The organism is Pandoraea bronchicola (assembly GCF_902459805.1).
GTDB lineage: Bacteria > Pseudomonadota > Gammaproteobacteria > Burkholderiales > Burkholderiaceae > Pandoraea > Pandoraea bronchicola.
In genome coordinates this window covers 148,745-173,890 of sequence record NZ_CABPST010000001.1, presented here as the reverse complement: position 1 = coordinate 173,890, position 25,146 = coordinate 148,745, and the positions used below count along the sequence as shown (strand labels likewise).

At 63.4% G+C, this 25,146-nt stretch carries 22 protein-coding genes; 10 read left to right on the top strand and 12 right to left on the bottom strand.

The features are described from left to right. Nucleotides 1-103 precede the first annotated feature (103 nt). Nucleotides 104-1,309 carry an NAD-dependent formate dehydrogenase gene (locus PBR20603_RS00745; RefSeq protein WP_150557651.1) on the top strand — a complete coding sequence of 402 codons (1,206 nt, stop codon included), beginning with the start codon at nt 104-106 and terminating at the stop codon, nt 1,307-1,309. 151 nt (nt 1,310-1,460) lie between these two features. On the opposite strand, the gene PBR20603_RS00740 is transcribed toward PBR20603_RS00745, so the two are convergent. Further along, nucleotides 1,461-2,180, bottom strand: coding sequence for a glutathione S-transferase N-terminal domain-containing protein (locus PBR20603_RS00740; RefSeq protein WP_150557650.1), 720 nt, complete (start codon nt 2,178-2,180; stop codon nt 1,461-1,463). Between the two features lie 420 nt (nt 2,181-2,600). On the opposite strand from PBR20603_RS00740, the gene PBR20603_RS00735 reads away from it, so the two are divergent. Next, a complete protein-coding gene (locus tag PBR20603_RS00735) occupies nt 2,601-3,428 on the top strand; it encodes an alpha/beta fold hydrolase (protein WP_150557649.1) in 828 nt (275 codons plus the stop codon). A 75-nt stretch (nt 3,429-3,503) separates the two neighbouring features. Here the strand turns inward: PBR20603_RS00735 and PBR20603_RS00730 are convergent, their stop codons facing one another. The 3 genes from PBR20603_RS00730 to hppD form a co-directional block, all read right to left on the bottom strand. Beyond that, entirely contained in the window at nt 3,504-4,703 is a 1,200-nt protein-coding gene (locus PBR20603_RS00730) for an amino acid aminotransferase (RefSeq protein WP_150557648.1), read from the bottom strand. A 214-nt stretch (nt 4,704-4,917) separates the two neighbouring features. Beyond that, a complete protein-coding gene (locus PBR20603_RS00725; protein ID WP_150557647.1) occupies nt 4,918-6,303 on the bottom strand; it encodes an amino acid permease in 1,386 nt (461 codons plus the stop codon). A 198-nt stretch (nt 6,304-6,501) separates the two neighbouring features. After that, nucleotides 6,502-7,575, bottom strand: coding sequence for a 4-hydroxyphenylpyruvate dioxygenase (hppD, locus tag PBR20603_RS00720; protein WP_150557646.1), 1,074 nt, complete (start codon nt 7,573-7,575; stop codon nt 6,502-6,504). Between the two features lie 328 nt (nt 7,576-7,903). Here hppD and PBR20603_RS00715 point away from each other — a divergent pair, with 328 nt between their 5' ends. Next, nucleotides 7,904-8,377: an Lrp/AsnC family transcriptional regulator gene (locus PBR20603_RS00715; RefSeq protein ID WP_039368333.1), complete on the top strand. Its 474-nt coding sequence runs from the start codon at nt 7,904-7,906 to the stop codon at nt 8,375-8,377. 364 nt (nt 8,378-8,741) lie between these two features. Beyond that, nucleotides 8,742-10,454, top strand: coding sequence for a 2-isopropylmalate synthase (leuA, locus tag PBR20603_RS00710; protein ID WP_150557645.1), 1,713 nt, complete (start codon nt 8,742-8,744; stop codon nt 10,452-10,454). A gap of 173 nt (nt 10,455-10,627) precedes the next feature. On the opposite strand, the gene pcaF is transcribed toward leuA, so the two are convergent. From pcaF to PBR20603_RS00695, 3 genes are all read right to left on the bottom strand, one after another. Next, the gene (gene pcaF, locus PBR20603_RS00705) at nt 10,628-11,830 is read right to left on the bottom strand and encodes a 3-oxoadipyl-CoA thiolase (protein ID WP_150557644.1); all 1,203 of its coding nucleotides are present in this window, start codon (nt 11,828-11,830) and stop codon (nt 10,628-10,630) included. A 70-nt stretch (nt 11,831-11,900) separates the two neighbouring features. Continuing rightward, nucleotides 11,901-12,551 (bottom strand): CoA transferase subunit B, encoded by a 651-nt coding sequence (locus tag PBR20603_RS00700; RefSeq protein WP_150557643.1) that lies wholly within the window; start codon nt 12,549-12,551, stop codon nt 11,901-11,903. A 26-nt stretch (nt 12,552-12,577) separates the two neighbouring features. Next, on the bottom strand, nt 12,578-13,255 hold the full coding sequence (locus tag PBR20603_RS00695; RefSeq protein WP_150557642.1) for a 3-oxoacid CoA-transferase subunit A: 678 nt from the start codon (nt 13,253-13,255) through the stop codon (nt 12,578-12,580). A 304-nt stretch (nt 13,256-13,559) separates the two neighbouring features. Here PBR20603_RS00695 and PBR20603_RS00690 point away from each other — a divergent pair, with 304 nt between their 5' ends. Then, a complete protein-coding gene (locus PBR20603_RS00690) occupies nt 13,560-14,360 on the top strand; it encodes an IclR family transcriptional regulator (protein WP_150557641.1) in 801 nt (266 codons plus the stop codon). A 105-nt stretch (nt 14,361-14,465) separates the two neighbouring features. Here PBR20603_RS00690 and PBR20603_RS00685 read toward each other — a convergent pair whose 3' ends face one another. The 3 genes from PBR20603_RS00685 to PBR20603_RS00675 all read right to left on the bottom strand — a co-directional run bounded on the left by PBR20603_RS00685 (nt 14,466) and on the right by PBR20603_RS00675 (nt 17,548). Further along, nucleotides 14,466-14,675 (bottom strand): DUF2783 domain-containing protein, encoded by a 210-nt coding sequence (locus tag PBR20603_RS00685; RefSeq protein WP_150557640.1) that lies wholly within the window; start codon nt 14,673-14,675, stop codon nt 14,466-14,468. A gap of 67 nt (nt 14,676-14,742) precedes the next feature. Beyond that, nucleotides 14,743-16,476 (bottom strand): FAD-dependent oxidoreductase, encoded by a 1,734-nt coding sequence (locus PBR20603_RS00680; protein ID WP_150557639.1) that lies wholly within the window; start codon nt 16,474-16,476, stop codon nt 14,743-14,745. Between the two features lie 112 nt (nt 16,477-16,588). Next, entirely contained in the window at nt 16,589-17,548 is a 960-nt protein-coding gene (locus tag PBR20603_RS00675; protein ID WP_150557638.1) for an MBL fold metallo-hydrolase, read from the bottom strand. A gap of 243 nt (nt 17,549-17,791) precedes the next feature. Here PBR20603_RS00675 and PBR20603_RS00670 point away from each other — a divergent pair, with 243 nt between their 5' ends. The 5 genes from PBR20603_RS00670 (at nt 17,792) to PBR20603_RS00650 (ending at nt 22,857) form a co-directional block, all read left to right on the top strand. Next, nucleotides 17,792-18,613 carry an IclR family transcriptional regulator gene (locus PBR20603_RS00670; protein ID WP_246174305.1) on the top strand — a complete coding sequence of 274 codons (822 nt, stop codon included), beginning with the start codon at nt 17,792-17,794 and terminating at the stop codon, nt 18,611-18,613. 32 nt (nt 18,614-18,645) lie between these two features. Continuing rightward, nucleotides 18,646-19,470 carry an IclR family transcriptional regulator gene (locus PBR20603_RS00665; RefSeq protein WP_174977735.1) on the top strand — a complete coding sequence of 275 codons (825 nt, stop codon included), beginning with the start codon at nt 18,646-18,648 and terminating at the stop codon, nt 19,468-19,470. A 250-nt stretch (nt 19,471-19,720) separates the two neighbouring features. Further along, the gene (locus tag PBR20603_RS00660; RefSeq protein ID WP_150557636.1) at nt 19,721-21,103 is read left to right on the top strand and encodes a histidine-type phosphatase; all 1,383 of its coding nucleotides are present in this window, start codon (nt 19,721-19,723) and stop codon (nt 21,101-21,103) included. Nucleotides 21,104-21,348: 245 nt separating this feature from the next. Beyond that, on the top strand, nt 21,349-22,317 hold the full coding sequence (locus PBR20603_RS00655) for an alpha/beta hydrolase family protein (protein ID WP_150557635.1): 969 nt from the start codon (nt 21,349-21,351) through the stop codon (nt 22,315-22,317). 42 nt (nt 22,318-22,359) lie between these two features. Continuing rightward, on the top strand, nt 22,360-22,857 hold the full coding sequence (locus tag PBR20603_RS00650; protein ID WP_150557634.1) for a MarR family winged helix-turn-helix transcriptional regulator: 498 nt from the start codon (nt 22,360-22,362) through the stop codon (nt 22,855-22,857). Between the two features lie 29 nt (nt 22,858-22,886). On the opposite strand, the gene PBR20603_RS00645 is transcribed toward PBR20603_RS00650, so the two are convergent. Continuing rightward, complete coding sequence (locus tag PBR20603_RS00645) at nt 22,887-23,312, bottom strand: hypothetical protein (RefSeq protein WP_150557633.1); 426 nt, start codon at nt 23,310-23,312, stop codon at nt 22,887-22,889. A gap of 257 nt (nt 23,313-23,569) precedes the next feature. Continuing rightward, nucleotides 23,570-24,949, bottom strand: a complete 1,380-nt coding sequence (locus PBR20603_RS00640; protein ID WP_150557632.1) for an MFS transporter — start codon at nt 24,947-24,949, stop codon at nt 23,570-23,572. Between the last annotated feature and the right edge of the window lie 197 nt (nt 24,950-25,146).

Here is a 25,146-nt window from a genome sequence, read left to right as displayed (position 1 = left end):
TCCAAGTGCGTCTGCAGCGCCGATCATTGGCCCCAATGCAGCGACGTCGTCATGCGTCGCCAACGCAGACATCTTGTCAATAATCATTCAGGAGCGAGACATCATGGCCAAGATTGTATGTGTGCTGTACGACGACCCTGTCACGGGATACCCGAAAACCTACGCCCGTGACGATCTTCCCAAGATCGAGTCGTACCCCGATGGTCAGTCGCTGCCGACGCCGCACGCCATCGATTTCCAGCCGGGCGCACTGCTCGGCAGCGTGTCGGGCGAACTGGGTCTGCGCAAGTACCTCGAATCGAACGGCCACCAACTCGTGGTGACGTCGAGCAAGGACGGCGATAGCAGCGTGCTCGACCGTGAACTGGCTGACGCTGAAATCGTGATCTCGCAGCCGTTCTGGCCGGCTTACATGACGGCCGAGCGCATCAAGCGCGCGAAGCGACTGAAAATGATCGTGACCGCCGGCATCGGTTCGGATCACACCGATCTGCAAGCCGCCATGGAACACGGCATCACGGTTGCGGAAGTCACGTACTGCAACAGCAACAGCGTTGCCGAACACGTGATGATGACGACACTCGCGCTCGTGCGTAACTACCTGCCGTCGTACAACTGGGTGCTCAAGGGGGGCTGGAACATCGCCGATTGCGTCGAGCGCTCGTACGATCTGGAGGGCATGCACGTTGGCACGGTGGCGGCAGGGCGAATCGGTCTGCGGGTGCTGCGTCTGATGAAGCCGTTCGGCACGCATCTGCACTATCTCGATCGCCACCGTCTGCCGGCATCGGTCGAGAAGGAACTGAACCTCACGCACCACACGAGCCTCGAGAGCCTGGCGAAGGTTTGCGACGTGGTCACGCTGAATTGCCCGCTGCACCCGGAAACGGAGCACATGATCAACGCGGACAGCCTGAAGCATTTCAAGCGCGGCGCGTATCTGATCAACACGGCACGCGGCAAGCTATGCGACCGCGACGCGGTGGCGGCTGCGCTCGAGAGCGGACAACTCGCCGGCTACGGCGGCGACGTGTGGTTCCCGCAACCGGCGCCGGCGGACCATCCGTGGCGCCACATGCCGCATCACGGCATGACGCCGCACATCTCCGGCACGAGCCTCTCGGCGCAGACGCGCTACGCCGCAGGCACGCGCGAGATTCTGGAGTGCTATTTCGAGAACCGTCCGATTCGTAACGAGTACCTGATCGTGCAGGGCGGCAAGCTCGCCGGGGTTGGCGCCCATTCGTACAGCGCGGGTAATGCCACGGGCGGCTCGGAAGAAGCGGCCCGCTTCAGGAAGTCGGTCTGACGCCAGCGTCAGGCCTGAAGGTTCACGGTAGTCCATGCAGTACCGCAAGGCCCGCCGGGATGTCCGTCCGGCTTCCGGCGGGGTAATACCTCCTCGTGCTTCACTGCGTTCTCAGGCCGGTCATCTCATCGATGCACCGGCGTTTTTTTGCTCAGGCAGGACGCTTCGGAATGTCGAGCCCGCGAACGACGGCGGGACGCGCGACGAACGCCGCGAGTGCGCGCTGCACGTGTTTGAACTGGGCGAAGTCAACCAACTCGCCTGCCTCGTAGAAGCCAACGAGGTTTCGGATCCAGGGGAAGGTGGCAATATCGGCAATGGTGTATTCGTCGCCCATGATCCACTGGCGATTTGCCAGATGCGTGTCGAGCACGCCGAGCAGGCGCTTCGATTCGTTCACATAACGGTCGCGCGGGCGTTTGTCTTCGAAGTCCTTGCCCGCGAACTTATGGAAGAAGCCCAACTGACCGAACATCGGGCCCACGCCCCCCATCTGAAACATCACCCACTGCAGCGTTTCGTAACGCGCGGCCGGATCGGCGGGCAGCAGCTTGCCGGTCTTCTCGGCGAGATACCACAGAATGGCGCCCGACTCGAACAGCGGCAGCGGTTTGCCGCCGGGACCGTTCGGATCGAGGATCGCGGGAATCTTGTTGTTGGGATTGAGTGACAGAAACTCGGGCGATAGCTGGTCGTCGGTCTGGAAGCTCACCAGATGCACTTCGTACGGCAGGCCGATTTCCTCGAGCATGATCGACACCTTCACGCCGTTGGGGGTGGGCAGCGAATACAGTTGCAGACGGTCGGGATGCGCAGCGGGCCACTTGCGCGTGATCGGAAACTGGGACAAATCGGCGGACTGATCGGACATGGGGATCGACGCATTGGTGTTGAGCGGCCGGCACGGCCGCGGGACAGCCAATATAACGCCAAGCGCGCGGACGTGCTGGCGCCCGCGTCGATGCTGAGTTCGTGCCCCCCCTTCGGGTCCCCCCTTGCCGGGCGGCATGCTGTCAGCCGGTCGTTGGTGACATGCGTGCGGCAGGGTGCGTGAATCTTGCTCATGAAATCATCAAAAATTCTCACCTTGCATGCGCACTCATCGCGGCCTTAAATTGAAAGCCTTCACGACGGTTGCATGGCACTCCGACACGTGAAGTCTTGTCATGATGGCCGGCAAATCCTGCCGCGCTGCCTTCCGTGTTGCGACGTGGCATCCTGCGCCATGACTGGCGTCACGTCCGGCACACCTCGTTGTCGTTCATATCGCGCACTGCGCAAGGATCGCACCATGAGCACGTTCAAGACGAAGGATGGCACCTCGATTTTCTACAAGGACTGGGGCAAGGGCCGCCCGGTTGTGTTCTCCCACGGCTGGCCACTGAGCGCCGACGCGTGGGACGCGCAGATGCTGTTTCTCGTGCAACACGGGTATCGCGTGATTGCCCATGACCGTCGCGGGCACGGTCGCTCGGATCAACCCGGCACCGGTAACGACATGGATACCTACGCCGACGATCTTTCGGAGCTGGTCGAATCGCTCGGTCTGCAAGACGCGACGTTCGTCGGCCACTCGACCGGTGGTGGAGAAGTGGCCCATTACCTCGGCCGTCATGGCACGCGTCGCGCCGCGCAGGCGGTGCTCATCGGTGCGGTGCCGCCCGTCATGGTCAAGTCCGACAAGAATCCGAACGGCCTGCCCATTGGTGTGTTCGACGAGATTCGCGCGAATGTGGCGGGTAATCGATCGCAGTTCTATCAGGATCTGGCTGTGCCGTTCTACGGTTACAACCGGCCGAATGCCATGAAGTCGCAGGGCGTGATCGATGCGTTCTGGCTGCAAGGCATGTGGGGCTCGCATCTGGGCCAATACCTTTGCATCAAGGAATTCTCGGAAGTGGATTACACCGAGGACCTGAAGAAGATCGACGTGCCGACCCTGGTGCTGCATGGCGACGACGACCAGATAGTGCCCATTGACGATGCGGGAAAACTCAGTGCGCAGATCGTCAAGAACGCTACGCTGAAGATCTATCCGGGAGGCGCGCACGGCATGTGTACCGTCGAAGCCGACAAGGTGAACGCCGATCTGCTCGAGTTTCTGCGCAAGGCGTCCTGAGGCGTCGCAGGGCATGAAAAAAGGGACGGCATGTGCCGTCCCTTTCCTTTGGGCGCTTCAGGTGCCGCGTGACGCTCAGGCGTTGTTCAGCACCTTGGCGATGCTGTCGGCTACCACGCCAACGTTCTTCTCGTTCAGGCCCGCCACGCACATGCGGCCCGAGCGAATCAGGTAGACGCCGTGCTGTTCACGCAGCACGTCGACTTGCGCCGCCGACAGCCCCGTGTACGTGAACATGCCGCGCTGCTCGAGGTAACGCGAGAGCATGGTCTCGGGCACATGGCCACGCAGGCCGTCGTGAATCGCGCCGCGCATGCGCGTGATGCGTTGGCACATCTCGGCCAGTTCGGCTTCCCACGACTTGCGCAGTTCCGGCGTGCTCAGCACCTTGGCAACGATCTTCGCGCCGTGTGTGGGCGGGTTGCTGTAGTTCGAACGCACCGCGCTCGTCAACTGACCCAGCACGCGATCGGCCGCTTCCGCCGATTCGCAGATGACCGACAGGCCGCCGCAACGCTCGCCGTACAGCGAGAAGTTCTTCGAGAACGAATTGGCGACGAAGGCCGGCACACCCTGGCGGGCCAGTTCGCGAATCACGAAGGCGTCGGCGTCGATGCCCGAGCCGAAGCCCTGATACGCCATGTCGACGAAGGGCAGCAGTTCACGCTTCTTGAGCACGTCGATCAGTTGCACCCACTGCGCATCGTTCAGATCGACGCCGGTCGGGTTGTGGCAGCACGCGTGCAACAGCACCACGCTGCGTGCCGGCAGCTTGTCGATGGCGTCGACCATGGCTTCGAATTGCAGGCCGCCGGTGGCTTCGTCGTAATACGGGTACGTATTCACGGTGAAGCCGGCGCGCTCGAAGATGAAGCGATGGTTGTCCCACGTCGGATCGCTGACCCACACTTGCGAGCCAGGGAAGTAGCGCTTGATGAAGTCGGCGCCGACCTTGAGTGCGCCCGATCCGCCGAGCGTCTGTACCGTGGCGATGCTGCCGGCGGCGCGTGCGGGCGAGTCTTCGCCGAACACGAGTGCTTGCACGACGTCGCGATAGCTGGCGAAACCCGCCATCGGCAGGTACGGCTTCGGACCGACTTCGGCGAGCAACAGCGCTTCGGCCTGACGCACCGCCTGCATGACCGGCAGACGGCCATCGTCGTCGTAATAGATGCCAATGCTCAGGTTGACCTTGTTGGTACGGGGATCCTTCGCGAAATTTTCATTGAGCGACAGGATCGGGTCACCGGGATAGGCATCGATATGTTCGAACATGGCAGTTCCTGGAAAACGAAAGAAAGTCGGTGAAGCGGGCTAAGTGAGCCCCGGGCCGGCCGGGGGCTTCCGGCGGCAGTCAGTCACTGATGATACCGCTAGTGAGGTATTGCCGGTGATGCCCCGGGCGGCTGGCGCCCGGGGGGTGCTTCGTTTGCTTACGACTGGCGGCTGCCGGTGCCGATCGGCTAGTCCCGGCGCAGCGCCATGCCGCTTAGCGTGTGGCGTTGGCCGGCACCGGGGCGGCACTGTTCTTCTGGCGCAGGCGATAGCCGACGCCGAGTACCACCAGCCACACCGGAATCAGGTAGACCGAAATGCGCAGATCCGGGATCAGATACATCACGACCAGAATGGCGCCGAGGAACACAAGGCACAGATAGTTCGTGAGCGGATAGCCGAGGCTCTTGAACAATGTGGTCTCACCCGCACGCGCTTTGGCACGGCGGAAGGCCAGATGGATCACGCTGATCATCGCCCAGTTGATGATGAGGGCCGACACGACCAGGCCCATCAACAGTTCGAACGCCTTGCCCGGCATGAAGTAGTTGATCACCACACATACGGCGGTTGCGGCGGCCGAGACGCCGAGCGCCACGAGCGGGATACCGCGCGAATTCACCTTGAGCAGGGCGCGCGGCGCGTTGCCCTGACCGGCCAGACCGTAGAGCATGCGGCTGTTGCAATACACGCAACTGTTGTAGACCGACAGCGCCGCGGTGAGCACCACGGCGTTAAGTACGTGGGCGACGAAGTTGCTGTTCAGCTCATGGAAGATCAGCACGAACGGGCTGCCGCCGGTCACGACCTTTTCCCATGGATACAGCGAGAGCAGCACGCCGAGGGCGCCGACGTAGAAAATCAGAATGCGGTAGATGACCTGATTGGTCGCGCGCGGAATGGTGCGCGACGGGTTGTCGGCTTCAGCCGCAGTGATACCGACCAGCTCGAGTCCTCCGAAAGAGAACATGATGACGGCCATCGCCATGACGAGGCCCGACACGCCGTTCGGGAAGAAGCCGCCGTGCCGCCACAGGTTGGACACGCTGGCGTCGGGGCCTGCGTTGCCGGAGAAGAGCAGGTAGCCGCCGAATCCGATCATGCCGACAATGGCGGCGACCTTGATGATGGCGAACCAGAACTCCATCTCGCCGTACGACTTCACGCTGGAGAGGTTGATGGCGTTGATGATGCCGAAGCACACGAGGGCCGAGACCCATGTGGGTATGGCGGGCCACCAGTACTGCACGTAGATGCCTACGGCCGAGAGTTCGGCCATCGAGACCAGCACGTAGAGCACCCAGTAGTTCCAGCCGGACACGAAGCCGGCGAACTGGCCGCAATACTTGTTGGCGAAGTAGCTGAACGAGCCGGCGACGGGCTCGTCGACGACCATTTCACCGAGCTGTCGCATGATGAAAAACGCGATGATGCCCGCGATGGCGTAGCCCAACAGAACGGATGGGCCAGCGGTCTTGATGGTTTGTGCGATGCCGAGAAAGAGGCCGGTGCCGATCGCGCCACCCAGCGCGATCAATTGGATGTGACGATTCTTCAGGCCGCGGTGGAGCGAGCCTTCTTGTGCTGCGTTGCCGGACATGTCTGTTCCTTACCCTACCTTCGTTGCCATGCGGCGCGCTTCTCTGATTTCGTTCTATCGGAACGAACCGGAACCGTTGAGCCGCCACGGTGCGGCGCTTATGACGCCGTCGCCGTGTCCTTTGGGACCATCGTTGCGAACGATGATCGTGAGCCCGGCGCGCACGCAGCGCATGCCGCCGGGTGGTCTCCCCTTGACTCAGACCTTGAGCGTGCCCCGCTCGATCTGGTCGCGCTCGAGCGATTCGAACAGCGCCTTGAAGTTGCCTTCGCCGAAGCCGTCGTCACCCTGACGCTGGATGAACTCGAAGAACACCGGGCCGAGCAGCGTCTTCGAGAAGATCTGCAACAGCAGGCGCGGCTTGCCGCCTTCGGTCGTGCCGTCGAGCAGAATGCCGCGCGACTTCAGTTCGCCCACCGGCTGGCCGTGACCCGGCAGACGGGTCTCGAGCGCATCGTAGTAGAAATCGTTCGGTGCGGTCATGAGGTCGACACCGGCCATTTGCAGGCTGTCGATGACTTCGAGCAGGTTGTCGGTGAGGAACGCAATGTGCTGAATGCCCTCGCCGTTGAAGGCCATCAGGAATTCCTCGATCTGGCCGCTGCCCTTGGCCGATTCCTCGTTCAGGGGAATGCGGATTTTACCATCGGGCGCCGTCATGGCTTTGGACGTCAGGCCCGTGTACTCGCCCGAGATGTCGAAGTAGCGGATTTCACGGAAGTTGAACAGCTTCTCGTAGAAGTTGGCCCAGTACGCCATGCGGCCGCGATATACGTTGTGCGTCAGGTGATCGATCAGACGCAGGCCGTGGCCCACCGGATGACGGTCGACGCCTTCGATGAATTCGAAGTCGATGTCATAGATCGACTTGCCTTCTTCGAAACGATCGATGAGGTACAGCGGCGCGCCGCCGATGCCTTTAATCGCGGGCAGACGCAGTTCCATCGGGCCGGTCGAGATCTCGACCGGCTGGGCGCCGAGTTCCAGCGCGCGGGCGTAGGCCTTGTGCGAATCTTTCACGCGGAATGCCATGCCGCAGGCGCTCGGGCCGTGTTCGGCGGCGAAGTAGGCCGCTTCGCTGTTCGGCTCGCGGTTCACGATGAAGTTGATCTCGCCCTGGCGATACAGCACCACGTCTTTCGAGCGGTGACGCGCCACGAGCTTGAAGCCCATCTGCTCGAAAATGGGTTCGAGCACGTTCGGCGTGGGCGACGCGAATTCCACGAATTCGAAGCCCATCAGTTGCATCGGGTTATCAAAGAGGTCGGCCATGATCGTCTCGGCTTGGTGAGGTGATTTGTGAGGTGACTGATTCGTTGGACGCGTGCACTGCCCGGTGGTTGTCAGCCGATATGCATCGGAGACCGGAGGCGCTGGAAGATGCAACAAAATTGTGGTTTGTTGACCGTCTGGTCGGGATATGAGGTCTCGTCCGTTCCATCCGCCGGAACCCTTGCGATAACAAGGATATGCGTGCATTTCGACGTTTTACGGGGCTCAGTGTAAGTGGGGTGCCGCAAAATAGGATTTCGTAACTGAGCTAGGGAAACCCTAGGTTATGCATTAATATTTCTAAATTCGCATGCGAAGGGAAATATAAGTGCATAACATCGAGATTGACCGAATCGACGTCCGGCTGCTGGGGATTTTGCAGTCGAACGGGCGAATTTCGAATCTGGAACTGGCCGAGGCCATCAAGCTATCGCCGGCACAGACACTCCGCCGCCATCGGCGGCTCGAGGAGATGGGGGTGATCAAGGGCTACGACACCCGCCTCGACGCGCAGCGGCTCGGATTCAGTGTGGTCGCGTTCGTCCATGTGACGATGGAGCGCGGCCACATTCGCGATCTGTCGAACTTCAAGGGACTGGTGGCGGAGCTGGCGCAGATTCAGGAGTGCTTCTCCGTGACAGGGGATATCGATTACGTGCTCAAGGTCGTCGCCCGCGATCTGAAGGCGTTGTCCGATTTTCTGCTCGATACGCTGATGCGTATTCCGGGCGTGAGCGCGGTCAAGTCGAGCGTTTGTCTCGACGAAATCAAATGCACGTCGGCCGTGCCCCTCTCGGCTTGAGTCCCGGGGCACCGATCAACGGCGAAGCGCGGTGATCCGCGCGAATACGACCACGCGGCAATCTGCCCCACCCATCATGGGAATCCTGCGAGGCGACACATCATGGTTGACAGCCCCGGAAAATCTGTGATCTTATGTGCCACATGATCACCGCGCAATTTTCCCTCTCGCTACGACTACTAGCCCGTTCCACCGGGCTTGGTCCGTTGCTGCGCGCGTGCATCGTCTGAATTCCTCACTGAAGCACCGCTGATTTTCCCCAGTTACGCCGACCTGAGCCCCGGTTCCTCCAACCGGCGGTCGTAGCTTATCTGCGTTCATGCGTCGTCCGGTTGACACTTTTGCCGACAATCGAGACAACGCCATGCTGAAGAACCCCGCCACGAAGTACCGCCCGTTCACGCCGGTCAACATTCCGGACCGACAATGGCCGAGCCGCACCATTACGCGTGCCCCGATCTGGATGAGTACCGATCTGCGTGACGGCAACCAGGCCCTGTTCGAGCCGATGGACGCCCAGCGCAAGATGCGCATGTTCAAAACGCTCGTCGCCATCGGTTTCAAGGAAATCGAAGTCGCGTTCCCGTCGGCGTCCGACACCGATTTCAACTTCGTGCGCGAACTGATCGAAGGCGGTCACATCCCCGACGACGTCACCATCGAGGTGCTCACGCAAGCTCGCGACGACCTTATCGAGCGTACGTTCGCAGCCCTCAAGGGCGCACCGCGCGCCATTGTTCACCTCTACAACGCCACGGCGCCCGAGTTCCGTCGGATCGTCTTCAACCTCGACCAGCCGGGCGTGAAGGCGCTCGCGGTTGCCACCGCCAAGACGATCAAGCGCTGTGCTGACGCCGCGCCCGACACGCAATGGACGCTGCAATACAGCCCCGAGACATTTACCGGAACCGAACTCGAGTTCGCCAAGGAAGTCTGCGATGCGGTATTCGACGTATGGCAGCCGACGCCGCAGCGCAAGTGCATCGTCAATTTGCCGGCCACGGTGGAAATCGGCACACCGAACTACTACGCCGATCAGATCGAGTGGATGCACCGCAACCTGGCTCGCCGCGATTCACTGATTCTCTCGGTCCACCCGCACAACGATCGCGGCACGGCGGTGGCAGCGGCAGAACTGGCCGTGATGGCAGGCGCCGATCGTATCGAAGGTTGTCTCTTCGGCAACGGTGAGCGCACCGGTAACGTCGATCTCGTCACGCTCGGTCTGAACCTGTACACCCAGGGTGTTGACCCGGGGCTCGACTTCTCGAACATCAACGAAATCGCCCGCACGTCTGAAGAGTGCACGCAGTTGCCCGTGCATCCGCGACATCCGTATGTTGGCGATCTGGTTTTCACCGCGTTCTCGGGCTCGCATCAGGACGCCATCAAGAAGGGCCTCGCCGTCCAACAGCCGGATGCGATCTGGGAGGTGCCGTACTTGCCCATCGACCCGAGCGATCTTGGCCGCACGTACGACTCGATCATTCGCGTGAACAGCCAGTCGGGCAAGGGCGGCATCGCCTACCTGCTCGAGCAGGCTTACGGCGTGCAGATGCCGCGTCGTCTGCAAGTCGATTTCAGCTCGGCGGTCCAGCGTCATACCGATGAGACGGGAGCCGAAGTCACCGCATCGCAGATCTGGCAACTGTTCCAGACGGAATACGTGGCGTCCACCGAGCCGGTCGCTTACGTCGGTCACACGCTCTCGGAGCGCGATGGCCGCCAGCACATTGCGGTGACCATCGATATTCACGGTCAGCGCACCACGGTGTCGGGCGCCGGTAACGGCCCGCTCGATGCATTAATGCACGCCATGCGCACACCGGTGCGTGTGCAGCACTACGAGGAGCGCGCCCTCACGCAGGGGGCCGACGCTCGTGCGATCGCCATCGCGGAAATGGCAGGCGAGAGCATCGTAGGCAGTGCGTTTGGCGTAGGTATCGATGCGAATCTGACGACGGCGTCGATTCGTGCGGTCATCAGCGGCATCAACCGTGCTTATGTTCGCAGCGAAGCACAGGCGAAGGCCACGTTCTTCGACGCCGTGATGCGCGACGTCGCCAACGCCGTCTGAACGGTCAGCGGTGGCAGCACAGCGATAGCAAGGACGGAAGGACGGAAGGAGACACTGGGCAGACGCGTCCCGCGCGGCACTGATCGTGCCCGCGGGACCCCGGTGCGGCGCAGCGAGACTTATCCAGTCCCGCGCGCCCGCCCCGGCCCGAAAACACCGGCGGGGTAGTGGGATTACACCGCTTCGATGGCGATAGCGATGCCTTGGCCGACCCCAATGCACATCGTACACAGCGCAAAGCGACCACCAGAACGCTTAAGTTGGTACATCGCCGTCGTGACCAGACGTGCGCCGCTCATGCCGAGCGGATGGCCCAGCGCAATGGCGCCGCCGTTCGGATTGACGCGCAGGTCGTCGTCGGCCACGCCGAGCTGACGCAGCACGGCCAGGCCCTGGCTCGCAAACGCTTCGTTGAGTTCGATGACGTCGAACTGTTCAAGCGACATACCGAGCCGCGCGAGCAGTTTTTTTGTTGCGGGAGCCGGACCGATGCCCATGATGCGCGGCGCCACCCCTGCCGTCGCCATGCCCAGGATCCGGGCACGCGGCGTCAGGCCAAAGCGCGCCGCACTCGCCTCGTCTGCCAACAGCAGAGCGCAGGCGCCGTCGTTGACGCCAGAAGCGTTGCCGGCGGTCACGGTGCCATCAGGGCGTACCACGCCCTTGAGTCTGGCGAGCGCTTCCATGCTCGTCGCACGCGGGTGTTCGTCACGATCGACAATGATCGCTTCGCCCTTCTTCTGGGCGATGGACACCGGCGTGATTTCCTCGGCAAGCGTGCCGTTCGCCTGAGCGCGCGCTGCCTTCTCCTGCGAGCGCACCGCAAAGCGATCCTGATCTTCACGGCTGATACCGAACTCGGTCGCAACGTTCTCGCCCGTCTCGGGCATCGAATCCACACCGTACTGCGCCTTCATCAACGGATTGACGAAACGCCAGCCGATGGTCGTATCGAAAATCTCCGCCTGACGCGAAAACGCGCTCGCTGCCTTGCCCATCACGAACGGCGCACGGCTCATGCTTTCCACGCCCCCCGCGATCATCAGACCGGCTTCGCCTGCCTTGATGGCGCGTGCCGCCGTACCGATGGCGTCCATGCCCGAGCCGCACAAACGGTTGAGGGTGGCGCCCGGCACGTCTTGCGGCAGGCCGGCCAGCAGGGACGACATACGCGCCACGTTGCGGTTGTCTTCTCCGGCCTGGTTGGCGCAGCCGAAGATCACGTCGTCGACTTGCGTCCAGTCGACGCCGCCGTTGCGCGCCATGAGCGCTTTCAGGGGGATGGCGCCGAGGTCGTCGGCACGCACGGAGGACAGCGCGCCGCCGTAGCGGCCGATCGGGGTGCGAATCGCGTCGCAGATGAAGACTTCACTCATTTATCTACCTCACAATGAAAATCGCCGGGCCACATCAGGTGATGTCCCGGCGATGGTGTCGTGCGATGGGTCAGGCAACGGCCGGTGACGGCAGCAGCGTCACGCCGGTCAGCCGTTGTAGTTCGTCGAACGAGAGGCCGTCGACAATGTCGGTAACGCGCAGGCCCTCGGGCGTGACATCCAGCACGGCCAGATCGGTGTAGATGCGCGTGACGCAACCCACGCCGGTGAGCGGATACGTGCATTGCTCGACGATCTTGCTCTCGCCCTGCTTGGTCTGGTGCTCCATCATCACGAACACCTGCTTCGCGCCGCTCGCGAGGTCCATCGCGCCGCCCACGGCGGGAATCGCGTCGGGCGCGCCGGTGTGCCAGTTGGCGAGGTCGCCCGTCGTCGAAACCTGGAATGCGCCCAGCACGCAGAAGTCGAGGTGGCCGCCGCGCATCATCGCGAACGAATCGGCGTGGTGGAAGAAGGCGCCGCCCGGTTTGAGCGTGACGGGTTGCTTGCCGGCGTTGATGAGGTCTTCATCCTCTTCGCCCTTCGCTGGGGCCGGGCCCATGCCGATCACACCGTTTTCACTCTGGAGAATGATCTCCTTTTCGGCGGGCAAGTGATTGGCCACGGCCGTCGGCAGGCCGATACCGAGGTTCACATAAGCGCCGTCGGGAATGTCCTGGGCGACGCGGGCGGCCATCTGGTCGCGGGTCAGTCGGTTCATTGTCGTGCTCCGAAATCAGATGGGGATCAGGCGCGCGCGGTGCTGGGCACCGCGACGATGCGTTGAACGAAGATGCCGGGTGTGACCACCGCTTCCGGATCGAGGTCGCCCAGCTCGACGACTTCGCTCACCTGAACGATGGCGCACTTCGCCGCCGTGGCCATGATCGGACCGAAGTTGCGAGCCGTCTTGCGATACACGAGGTTGCCCCAGCGGTCGCCCTTGAGCGCCTTGATGAGGGCGAAGTCGGCGTGGATCGGCAGTTCGAACACATATGGCTTACCGTCGATCACGCGCGTTTCCTTGCCTTCGGCGAGCAGCGTGCCGTAACCGGTCGGCGTGAAGAACCCGCCAATGCCCGCGCCTGCGGCACGAATGCGCTCGGCGAGATTGCCCTGCGGCACCAGTTCCAGCTCGATCTTGCCTGCGCGATAGAGCGCGTCGAACACTTGCGAATCGGTCTGACGCGGGAACGAGCAGATGATCTTGCGCACACGCCCGGCCTTGAGCAGTGCGGCCAAGCCTGTCTCACCGTTGCCGGCATTGTTGTTGACGATGGTCAGGTCGCGCGCGCCCTGATCGATCAAGGCGTCGATAAGCGCCGAGGGCATGCCGGCGTTGCCAAAGCCGCCAATCATGATCGTCGCGCCGTCGTGAACGCCGGCAACCGCGCTGGCGAGCGAGTCGTAAATCTTGTTGATCACACGTGCCTCCTGGGCAGTTCCATCGGGCTGACGGGCTTGCGCCCCTTGCCCCGGTTGGGTGTCTCCCGGCGATGGCCTCTTGTCCAGTGGCCTCGTCTGGTTCACAATGTTCTTATAGCGAACAAATATTCGCTATAAGAACAGCGTAAGCCTTCCGATGTCGGGCGTCAAGCGAGGGACAGCCCGGCGGGCGGGCCATGCCGGCGCGACGCACGCCGTGAGATTGCGTGTGTCGCGCGGTGGAACCGGCGAGGCAAATCCATTACGCTTGCCGTTCACGCGAAGACACTGATTACCCAACTACATGACACCTGTGCCCAACGACGCTACCGAACCGACCGACAAGAAACCGGGCGACTCCTATGTACAGTCGTTCGCGCGCGGGCTGGCGGTCGTCAAGGCGTTCAATGCAGCGCGCCCCGCGCAGACGCTCTCGGAAGTCGCGCAGGCATCAGGTCTGACGCGCGCTGGCGCCCGCCGCATTCTGCTCACGCTCGAGGCGCTGGGCTATGTGCGAAGTGAAGGGCGGTTGTTCCGGCTCACCCCGCGAATTCTCGATCTTGGTTTTTCCTATCTGACGTCGATGCCGCTGTGGAACCTTGCCGAGCCCTTCATGGAGGCGCTCGTGCAGCAGGTGCAAGAGAGCAGTTCTGCCTCCGTGCTCGACGGCGACGACATCGTGTATGTGCTGCGCGTGCCAGTGCGCAAGGTGATGTCGATCAACTTGTCGATCGGCAGCCGCCTGCCGGCGTGGTGTACGTCGATGGGACGCGTCATGCTCTCGGCGTTGCCTGACGACGAACTCGAGGCCGCATTGCGTCGCGCCGACATTCGCCAGCACACACGCCGTACGGTCACCGATATCGACGCCTTGCGTGAACGGATTCTCGACGTGCGTGCAAAGGGATGGGCGCTGGTCGATCAGGAACTGGAGGAGGGGCTGATTTCGCTTGCCGCGCCGATCCGCAATCGGTCAGGCCAGGTGATTGCCGCGATGAACGTGAGCGGTCAGGCCAACCGGACGTCGGCTGCCGAGATGGAAGCGAAGTTCCTCGCGCCCCTTCAGCAGGCGGCGCAGAAGATTTCACAAATGGTGGTGGTGTAACGCCTGCACGCGAGATAAAACATGCGGTTGCAAAGACAGCGGGGCGCCCGGTTATCGGGCGCCCCGCTTCGTTTATGAGAGTTGCGACGCGGGACTGTCCCGCGATCAGCGTGCCGCGTTGCCCAATGCGCCCGCACGCGCGAGACGAAGCGCCGAGAGCAGCGTGTCGTGATCGCCGATCTGGTTGGCGAGCAACAGGATCAGTTGCGCATTGGCGGCCTGACTTTGGGTCTCGTCGAGATCGCGGTGCATGTCGATCAGGGCTTCGTAGAAATCGTCCGGACGTGTCAGACGCGGTTGTGTATCGAGTGCCATGAAGTGTCTCCTTCCTGCGAAATCGGTGTGGTCCGAACGTCGGTCGATGCGATTGGCCAGGGTGATGTCAGGCGGCACACTGCATCGGCGCGACTTGCGGTGCTGTGCGGCCAAGGGCGCGCTCGCGTGCGGCGGCAATCGCCGTGGCGTCGACGGTGCGCCACCGCGCGCATACGTGCTGATCCGGGCGAATCAGATACACCGTGCCCGGTGCAGCGTCGTACCGTTGGGCGGCCAGACCTTGCACGTCATGCCAGACGCTGTGCTCGTTGTGCGCGTCCTGTGCGGCTTCGGCATCGGGCGTGACGAACACGGGCACGACCGGCACGCTGTCGTTCGCAAGTGAGTCAAGGGCGGCAAGCGATGCCGCATCGAGCGAGCCCGGTGCACCGAAGACCAGTGCGACGAAGCGTCCGCCCAGACGCGGCAGCAGCCAGCCGTCCTGCCCATGACGGGTGAGCGGCGCGTCGACACAGGCGGCACCCGGCACCATGCGCCCTGCGAACGGATCGCGCTCGGCGGTGTTGAGTGTCGACTCATGCAGCACGGCGGGCACCGACAGCCGTCCGCTGTTGACCAGTTGACGCGCAAACGCATGGTCGCGGGCCAGTGTCAGCACCGCATCGCGGAAGACACGCGAGACTGGGCTCTTGGGGGTGATGAAATCGGTCGAGCGTGTGGAATTGCGGATGTTCTCGTCTGCGGCGAATTCGCGCTCGCGGGCGTAGGTATCGAGCAGTGCATCGGGCGCATGACCGGCGAGCACGAGCGCAAGTTTCCACGCGAGGTTCTCGGCATCTTGCACGCCGCTGTTCGCACCGCGCGCGCCGAACGGCGACACACCGTGCGCTGCATCCCCGGCAAACAGCACATGGCCATGACGGAAGTCGTCCATGCGCAGACACGAGAAGGTGTAGACGCTGACCCACTCCAGTGTGAATTTGGCGTCCGGGCCAAGCAGGGCCTGCACACGCGGGATCACGCGCTCGGGGGTCTTCTCCAGCGCCGGGTCGGCGTCCCATCCCAACTGGAAGTCGATGCGCCACACGTCGTCGGGCTGGCGATGCAGCAGCACGGACTGATTCGGATGGAACGGCGGATCGAACCAGAACCAGCGCTCCGCGGGGAAGTCGGCCGTCATCTTGACGTCGGCGATGAGGAAGCGGTCCTTGAACGTGCGTCCGTGGCTGTCGACACCGACTAATTTGCGCACAGCGCTGCGCGAACCGTCGGCCGCCACGACATAGCGTGCGCGCATTTGATATTCGCCGTCGGGTGTCTCGACCGTGAGCGTGACGCTCGCATCGGGGGCGCCCGGCGTGCCTTGTTGCGTCAGGCCGACGACCTTGCTCTTCCAGCGGATTTCGATGTTCGGCAGCTCGCGTGCGCGCTCGAACAGATAGCCTTCAACGTAGTACTGCTGAAGATTGATGAACGCCGGACGATGGTGTCCCGCCTCGGGCAGCAGATCGAAGTTGTAGACCTCCTGATCGCGCAGGAACACACGACCGACGTTCCAGCACACGCCTTTTTGCACCATGCGCTCGCCACAGCCGAGACGGTCGAAGATATCGAGCGTGCGCTTGGCGAAGCAGATGGCGCGCGAACCGGTCGAGAGGGTGCAGTCGTCGTCGAGGACGACTACGGACACGCCTTGCTGCGCGAGATCGATCGCGGTTGCCAGTCCTACAGGACCGGCACCGATCACGATGACCGGGTGCGTCTCAGGCGTGACGCTGCCGGATTGTTCCGCACAGGGCTGGTAATCGAACGTCAGGCGCTGGTAATCGATGCTGCTCATGCAATGTCTCCATCGTCGGCACCGCACCGGCGCACACGCCCCGGCGGGTTCCGTTTTTTGCTTTGTTGCTTTTGCTGCCGGCGCGGTCGCTGCGGCCGCGCCGGTGTCGAACTCAGTCCTGCAGCGCGGCCCACATTTCCTTGTCGCGCTGCGCCGTCCAGATGCGCGGGTGCGTGATGCCGCTCGCTTCGTCGAACGCGCGGGTCACGTCGAACGGCAGGCAGTGTTCGTAGATGAACACATGGCCGAATTTCGGATCCATCTGGCTGCGTGTGAGTGCCATTGCCCCCTTCAGATCGAGCTTCTGTTCGACGGCTTGCTTACCCGCTTCGAACAGCGTTGTCACGAAGTCCTTCGTGTAGGCGAGGCCCTTGGTGACTTCTTCGGGCGTGGTCAGCGCAGGGCCACGGCCCGGCACGAGCTTCTCGGCACCGAGCGCGGCCAGCGCGTCGAGCGTGGCCGGCCATTCGGCGAGTTGCGCGTCACCGGTGTAGCAGGCGGCGTCGTACTCGACCAGATCGCCCGAGAACAGCACCTTTTGAGACGGCAGCCACACCACAGTGTCGCCCTTGGTGTGACCCGAACCGAGGTGCGCGATCTTCACTTCGAGCTTGCCGAGGAAGAGCGTGATTTCCTTCTCGAAGACGAGCGTCGGCCATGTGAGGCCGGGCACCGTCTCGACACCGGCGAACAGACGCGGGAAGCGTTCGATCTCCGACTTCATGTCGGCTTCGCCGCGCTCGACGATCATCTCGTACGTGCCGCGGCTCGCAATGATCTGTTGAGCCCCTTCGGCAAAGTAGGCCGACGCACCGAGCACGCGCACGGCGTGGTAGTGCGAGAGCACCACGTACTTGATCGGCTTGTCGGTGACCGTGCGGATCTTCGCGATGAGGTCTTGCGCCATGGCGGGTGTGGCTGTCGTATCGACAATCATCACGCCGTCGTCGCCAATGATGACGCCGGAGTTCGGATCGCCCTCGGCCGTGTAGGCCCAGGTGTTTTCCGACAGTTGGGTGAACGTGACCTTCTTGGCTTCCAGGTCGGCTTGCGAGGCGAATGCTTTGGCCATGCTTGTCTCTCTCTTATCTCGTCTGCGGGGATGGTGCGAATGATGGGGCCATCTTACGAAACGCCCAGAATATTTGTCAATGACAAATGTGATTGTTATTTGCTAATGTGGTGGTGTGAACGATTCGGTGGCGTTTGTGTTTGGGTTAACCCTTGGGTATTGCGGGGAAGATTGAAAATGCGGGCACCGACTTGTTTAGAATCTAGGCCATTTTCCTTGGGGGAGCCTGACTCCCACGACCGCATGAACCGAATTCCGATGGACGGCACCGCCGCCGCGAGCGGCCAGCCCGGCCGAGCCTCACGCGGCGTGCAAAGCGTGGATGTGGCGGCGCGCGTGCTTCAGGCGCTCGCGCAGGCGCGGCGCCCGCTGGGGCCGGGCGATCTTGCCGCGCTCGCGGGGCTGCCCCCCGCGCAGGCACATCCATATCTGGTGAGCCTCATACGACTGGGTTTGCTCAAGCGCGACCCGATGTCGGGCGACTATGCGCCGGGCCCGATGACGCTGCGTCTCGCGTTGTTGCATCTTGAAAACGATCCGGCGTATCGCGCGGCAGTGCCTCGTGTGATCGCGCTGGCCCGCGAGACCGGCTTCTGCGTGGCGATCTGTACAAGCGCCCCGCAAGGTCCGCTCGTCGTGCATTTCGAGCGTGCGGCGTTCCCGCTGCATGTGAACTTGCACGTCGGTTCGGTCATGTCACTCACTACGACGTCGACCGGCCGCGCGTTCTGCGCCTTCACGCCGCAGGCGCAATGGCCGCAAGCGTGGCATGAACAGATGCCCCCAACCTCGGATGAGCGCGAACGGTTCAATGCGTCTCTCGATGAGACGCGGGCGCACGGCATGTCGCGCAGTGTGAACATGCCGAGCCCGTCGGTGAGCAGTCTGTGTGCCCCGGTGTTCGATGCGAGCGGCCGTTTGCGTCTGGCGCTCACTGCCATCGGGCCGACGGCGGCGCTCGATGTGGCCTGGAACGGTGCGGCGGCCAGCGCATTGTGTGCGACGGCAAGTGCGATTGCGCGACAGGTCGATGCGGATCGCGACGGGGCTGAGGTGAGCGCATGAGCGCCACGCGAAACCGCGCCGGAGCCCGTGAGATGACGAACGACGAAACGACGACCCCGGCGAAACCGCAGCGCGGCATTCAGGCGCTTGAAAGCACTGGCGCGTTGCTCGAAGCGTTGGTCGCAGCGGGACGCCCGCTGCCGCTCAATGCGCTCGCTCGCGACGCGGGCATGGCGGCGGCGAAGGCGCATCCGCATCTGGTGAGCCTGCAACGTGCCGGCTTGCTTACGCGCGACGAGAACGGCAACTTCGAGGCGGGCGCGCTGAGTCTCGAACTCGGGTTGATGGCGTTGCAACGTCTGTCGCCGACCGGCGAATCCGAGCCGGAGATTCTCGCGCTCGCACAAGCCACCGGGTTGTCAGCCGCGATGGCCGTGCTCGGGCCGGTCGGTCCCACGGTGGTCCGGCTGGAGGAGGCGATGCGCCCGCAGCACGTGAGCCTGCGCATTGGCACGGTGCTCTCGCTGGTCAATACCGCCATCGGACGCACGTTCGCTGCCTTCCTGCCGGAACCGGTACTCGACGCTCTGCTCCTGCAGGAGCCTGTACGCATGGCAGGGCTGGGCGCGGAAGGCCGGGCGGCGACGCCGCCAGCCGACTACGCCGGGCGCCGGACGGCCATCCGCGAACAACGATTCGATACAGCATTGAGCAACCCGGTGCCAGGCATCGATACGGTGGCGGTGCCGGTGTTCGACCACACCGGGGAAGTCACGCTGGTGCTTGCGCTGATGGGATCGGCGGGCAGTTTCGAGACGGCGCTCGACGCGCCACCGGCACAGGCGCTGCTTGCTGCGGCGCATCGGTTGTCGTGGCGCTTCGGCGCCGTGGGCCGGGCGGACGGCGTGACCGGGTAGTGGCGTCTTCGGGGGAATCGCGCAGTGTTCAGTGTCATTACGTTGGCGCATCGATGCATTTCCACCACGATTTCACGTTGGTTCGGGCGACGGTAAAGGACGCACGGTAAGATGCATCTCAACGCCGTCCCCGTCACCCCGACTTGTTGCCATGACTGCCGCCATGACCCGCGTGATGACTCGTGAACCCGTTCGATCCCGTGATGTTCGTCCAGACGTTTCGGTGCGCCGCCGGCAAAGGCGCAGCGGTGTGCGGTGGCAGGGGTGCCTCGCGGCACTTGCCGTCGCAGGTGCGCTGAGCGCCTGCACCACGTCGTCACCACCGTCGCCGGGGCAGGCCAAACCGCCCGAATCGGCAGCGCGCATCGACGGCATGCCGGCCGACTGGGCACTCGTCTCCACGGTGATCGTGAGCCGTCACGGCGTGCGATCGCCCACTCACGCCCATCCCCCGTTGGACAAACTCAGCCCGGACGCCTGGCCGGGCTGGCCGGTGCCCGCCGGTTATCTGACGGCACGCGGCGGCTCGCTGGCCGAGCGCATGGGGCGCTATTACGGCGACTGGCTGCGCGCGCGGCGGGTGCTGCCCGACAACGCGTGTCCGGCGCCGGGCACGGTGTACGGATGGGCCGATATCGATCAACGAACGCGCGAGACGGGCGACGCGCTGTTGCAAGGCATGGCGCCGGGGTGCGACATGCGCACGTCGCATCAAGCGGATCTCACGACCTACGACGCGGTTTTTCATCCAGTGGACGCTGGCGACTGCCCGCTCGATCCGGGTGCGGCACGCGGGGCGATCGAGGCGCGTCTCGCGCCGGACGGTGTCTCCGGGTTGAACAAACGTTACGCGGCGACGATTGCCCGCATGAGCGAAGTGCTCGACTACGCGCACAGTCCCGCGTGCGGTGCGCAAGGCGGCTGCAAGCTCGAGGACGTGCCCACGCGATTGCGTGTGGAAGGCGATGGCAGCGGCGTTGCGCTGCGCGGCGCGCTCGGTAGTGCTGCGACGGCGGCGGAAGTCTTCCTGCTGCAATACGGCGAGGGCTTGCCCGAGCACGATGTGGCCTGGGGCCGCATCCGCGACGAAAAAGATTGGGCGCGTCTGTTCGAAGCGCACAACGCGCAGCGCGATCTGCTCAACCGCACGCCCTATCTGGCATCGGCCAACGGCACGCCGCTGCTGGCTGCCGTGCTTGATGCGCTGACGCGCTCGGCGATGGAGACGGGCGCACCGCCGCCGGCACCCGTGCGCGGCCCCGTCTTGCCGGTGGGCAATCGGGTCTATGTGCTGACTGGCCACGACACCAATGTGGCCAACCTGGCGGGCATGCTCAAACTCGATTGGCAATTGCCCGATCAACCCGACAACACGCCGCCCGATGGCGCGCTTGTCTTCACGCTGTGGCGCAATCCGGCGGGCGAAGCGTTCGTGCGCGTGGAGATCGTGTACCAATCAATGCATCAGATGCGGCATCTCACCGCGCTCTCGCTCGACGAGCCGGCGAAGCGCATGGCACTTGCCATGCCCGATTGCGGCGATGGTCCGGACACCCAGGCCTGCCGCTGGCCAGCGTTCGCCCAGCGGGCCAAGGCGGCGCTGTCTCCGGCGTGTCTGAACGCCGTGCGATAGCGACGCAAGCAGGACCGTCGAAGCAAGGAGCAAAAACGGGGACTTCGGTCCCCGTTTTCCATGGTTTCTGCTTCGCTGCGCCTTTATTGCCCCTACACGCGTTGTGCCTTCCACTCAATTTATTTCGTGAGCGAAGTAATATTGGCAATATACTTCGTGTGCGAAATAAATTCCGGATTTTCCCCTTTCCCTAACAGGCGCTACGCATTTCCCCCCGGAGCGTGCGAGCGCCGGAGAGCAATGTCATGCCATCGCTTGCTGTCGAAATTCCCGCCCTTGACGCTTACCCGTTAGGCGCACACGCCTGGTATCCCGAATCGTTGCCTGCGCGGGGTGTCGTGCTGGTCCATTCGGCGACAGGCGTGCCGGAGCGTCTCTATTTCGCCTTCGCGCAATACGTCGCGCAGCGCGGGCTGATCGCCGTCACTTATAGCTATCGTGGCATCGACGGATCGTGCCCGCCGGCGTTACGCGGCTTCCGGGCACGCATGCGCGACTGGGCCGATCTGGATGTCGAAGGGGTCACCCGTTGGGCGTTCGAGCGTTATCCGTCGCTGCCGATTTATGCCGTTGGCCACAGCTTCGGCGGCCATGCCATCGGGTTGTGCGAATGCTCCAATCGGTTGACCGCCGCCGTACAGGTAGCCTCGCATGCGGGGGCGATGCGTATGGTGAGCCACCAGCGCGAGCGCGCGCGAGTCACCATGCTCATGCATTGGGTGGCGCCTGCGCTCGTGCGTCTTACCGGGTATATGCCCGGCAGAAAGCTGGGTATCGGCGAGGACTTGCCCGCGGGCGTGCTGCTTGAGTGGAGCCGATGGACCCGCCTGCCGAACTACTTTTTTGACGACCCGACGCTCGACGCCGACGCGCGCTTCGCGCGTGTGCGCACACCGATTCTGTCATTGGGTTTCGACGACGACCCCTGGGCTACGCCGATGGGTCTCGACATGTTCGTTTCCCGGCTGCGTAATGCCCCGGTGACGCGTCTCGAAATTCCCGCCAAACGTTCGGATGCCGGAGCGATCGGGCATATGGGATACTTTCGCCAACGTTCCGGTGCGTTCCTGTGGCCAGAAACCATTGACTGGTTATTGTCGGCAGGCTCGACGCGCGTCGCAGCAGACGCGAGCGATCGCGATGCGACGGGAACTGGGGGGCGGCGCGCGTCGATGACTGTGGAGAGCGCATCGTTTCCCATCGCACCGGCGTAACACCGACCCAACACCAACAAAACTACAAATCGACCCGACCGAATGCCAAAACGCCAATCGCCCGCCGCTGCGCAAACCGCCGTCACCGCCAGGAAGCCGGGGAAAGGGACGGCTGCCGACCGAAGGCTGTACTTCCTGCTCAACGTCGGTCAGCGACGTGTCCAGCGATGGATCGATGCCCGCGCCGGGGACAGTGCAAGCGTGAGTGCGGCGCAGGCCGGCGTGCTCTTCTATCTGTTGCACCACGAAGATGCGCTCGTGGGCGAAGTCGGCGCGGCGTTGCAACTCTCACCGTCGTCGATGACGGGGCTGGCGAACCGCATGGTCGCCGCTGGTCTGCTCTCGCGCCTTGCCGACGCCGACGACGGGCGTGCCACGCGATTGCGTATCACCGCAGCCGGGCACAAGGCGATTGCCCGTGCCCGCGACATCCTCGCGGACCTCAACGCGCTGCTGCACGACGACTTCACCGAAGCGGAGCTGAACGTCGTTGCACGCTGGCTGGGCAATCTGCAGAACCGGTTCCCGGCCGAGACGTAATCCGGCCGGGCGGCGGCGTTACCGGGCCGTCAGTGAATCGCCAGCGCGTTGGCCTGTGCGTTGGCGACGCCTGCCGCCACATTCACACCGATATTGCCCGACGCCCCCATCAGGGCGCGATCGCCGAGCGACGCGTTCATCGCGCCGGTGACGCTGGCCGCGTTGCGGATCGTCTGACGGGTATCGACAGAGACGTGCGAGGCGCTTGCCAGCACGAGCTGGTTTGATTGCACGTTAAGCGCACCGGCAGCAACATTCACGCCGAAACTGCCGTGCGCGTTGCGCAGCGCATCGGCGCCGAGCGTGGCGGTCGGGGCGCCGCCAAACACGGCGTCACCGGTGACGGTTTGCCGGGTGGAAAGCTGGACGACCGAAGCGTCGGCGAGGGGGGCGGCGAAGGCCGAAGCGTGGGCGACGGCCAGTGCGAAAGCACTCAGCAAAGCAAGACGCGGCATGTTGATCTTCCCCAGATCGTCCGTTGGGACGGATATCTGGATATCGGCGCCTGAGGCGCTCGGGTTGAATGATTTTTCATGTGTCGCGTATGCGCCGGGCAAATCATGGTGTGCCCCTGCACCGGCGCGTCGCGTCACCGAAAGCCGCTGTCATTCCCATGACCGCCGCGGCGCGAATTTTCGCACGGCGGCGGCTGACTGCGCCGCCGTGCCATGACGTCAGACTTTGACACCCGAGCGCGCCTTGACGCGCGAGATTACGCCGGTTCTCCCGCGCCGTTCGCGAGTCCGGCCGCGTTGCTGCGCGATTGCAGTGCGGCTTGCTGCTGCACCGACGCCGATTTCTTGTGGTCGATGAGCAACACAGCGACGACAGCGATGAGGGCGGGAATCGCGATCGCCATAAAGTTTTGCTGCAACGGCAGCGACATGCTTACCAGCACGCCGATCACGATGGGCGCGAGAATGGCCCCGCTGCGTCCCACCCCGGACGCCCAGCCGATGCCTGTGCCGCGTGCGGCCATCGGGTAGAACTGTCCCGCATAGGCATAGGTGACGATCTGCGTGCCGATGGTCGATGCGCCCGCCAATCCCACGAGCACGAAAAGCACCGGCGTTGGCACTTTCACGCCGAGCAATGTGATCGACACGGCAGCAAGGGCATACATGCCGACGAGCACGTACTTGATGTTGAAGCGATCCGCGAGCCAGCCGCCGCCGATGGCGCCGAGCATCGCACCGAAGTTCAGCACCAGCACGAACGTGAGGGCCGAGCCGAGGCTGTAGCCGGCACTGGCCATGAGTTTCGTGAGCCACGAACTGAGCGCGTACACCATGAACAGGCACATGAAGAACGCCACCCACAGCATGACGGTGCTGAACCCGCGGCCATCCTGAAACAGACGCGAGAGCGGCGCGGCCTGTTTGCGATCGGTCGCGGGCAGCGCAAACTGATCGCCCGGTTGTGCGGCGTAATCCGGTGCGAGGCGGGCGAGCACTCGCTTGAGGGCGTCGAGGCGGCCGGTGCGGATGAGGAACGGCATCGACTCCGGCAGTGCCTTCATCGCGAAGGGGACGAGCAGGGCGGGCAGACCGGCCGCGAGAAAGACCGACTGCCATCCGTACGATTCAATCAATCCTTTGCCGAGCAATGCGGCGAGCATGCCTCCGACCGAATAGCCCGAGAACATGAGCGTCACGAGCGTGCCGCGAAGTCTGCGCGGTGAGTACTCTGTCATCTGCGCCACGACGATCGGCATCACGCCGCCGATCCCGACGCCCGCGAGAAAGCGCGTGACGGAGAAGCTGATCGGTTCGTGCGTGAAGCCCGCGGCAGCAGTGAAGAGCGAGAACATCAGCACGCAAATGGCGATGGCTTTGCGGCGGCCAATGTTGTCGGCCACCATGCCCATCACGATCGCGCCGAACATCATGCCGAAGAGCGCAGCGCTGACCATGAAGCCCGCGCTGGTGGCATCGACGTTCATCGCTTTCATGATCGACGGCAGCGCAATGCCCGCGACCGCGAGGTCGTAGCCGTCGAAGATGATGATGAGCGCGCACCAGAGCAGAATGCGGCCGTGGTAGCCGTTGAAGCGCGCTTCGTCGGCCAGATGATGTACGTCGATGTGTCGCATGCGGGTGTCTCCATAACGAATCCGCCCTCCGTCGAAACGCGGAGAGTCTTGGGGATGTCTTGACCGACACAAGCGGCACCAGGCCGAGCCGCATTGGCATGGCCGGCGGCCATGACCAATGAAGCAAACCACCTCTATGAACCTCAAAGGGTGGTTTTTATGCAATATTGTGCATGCAGTAAACGCGAATTGAGCGC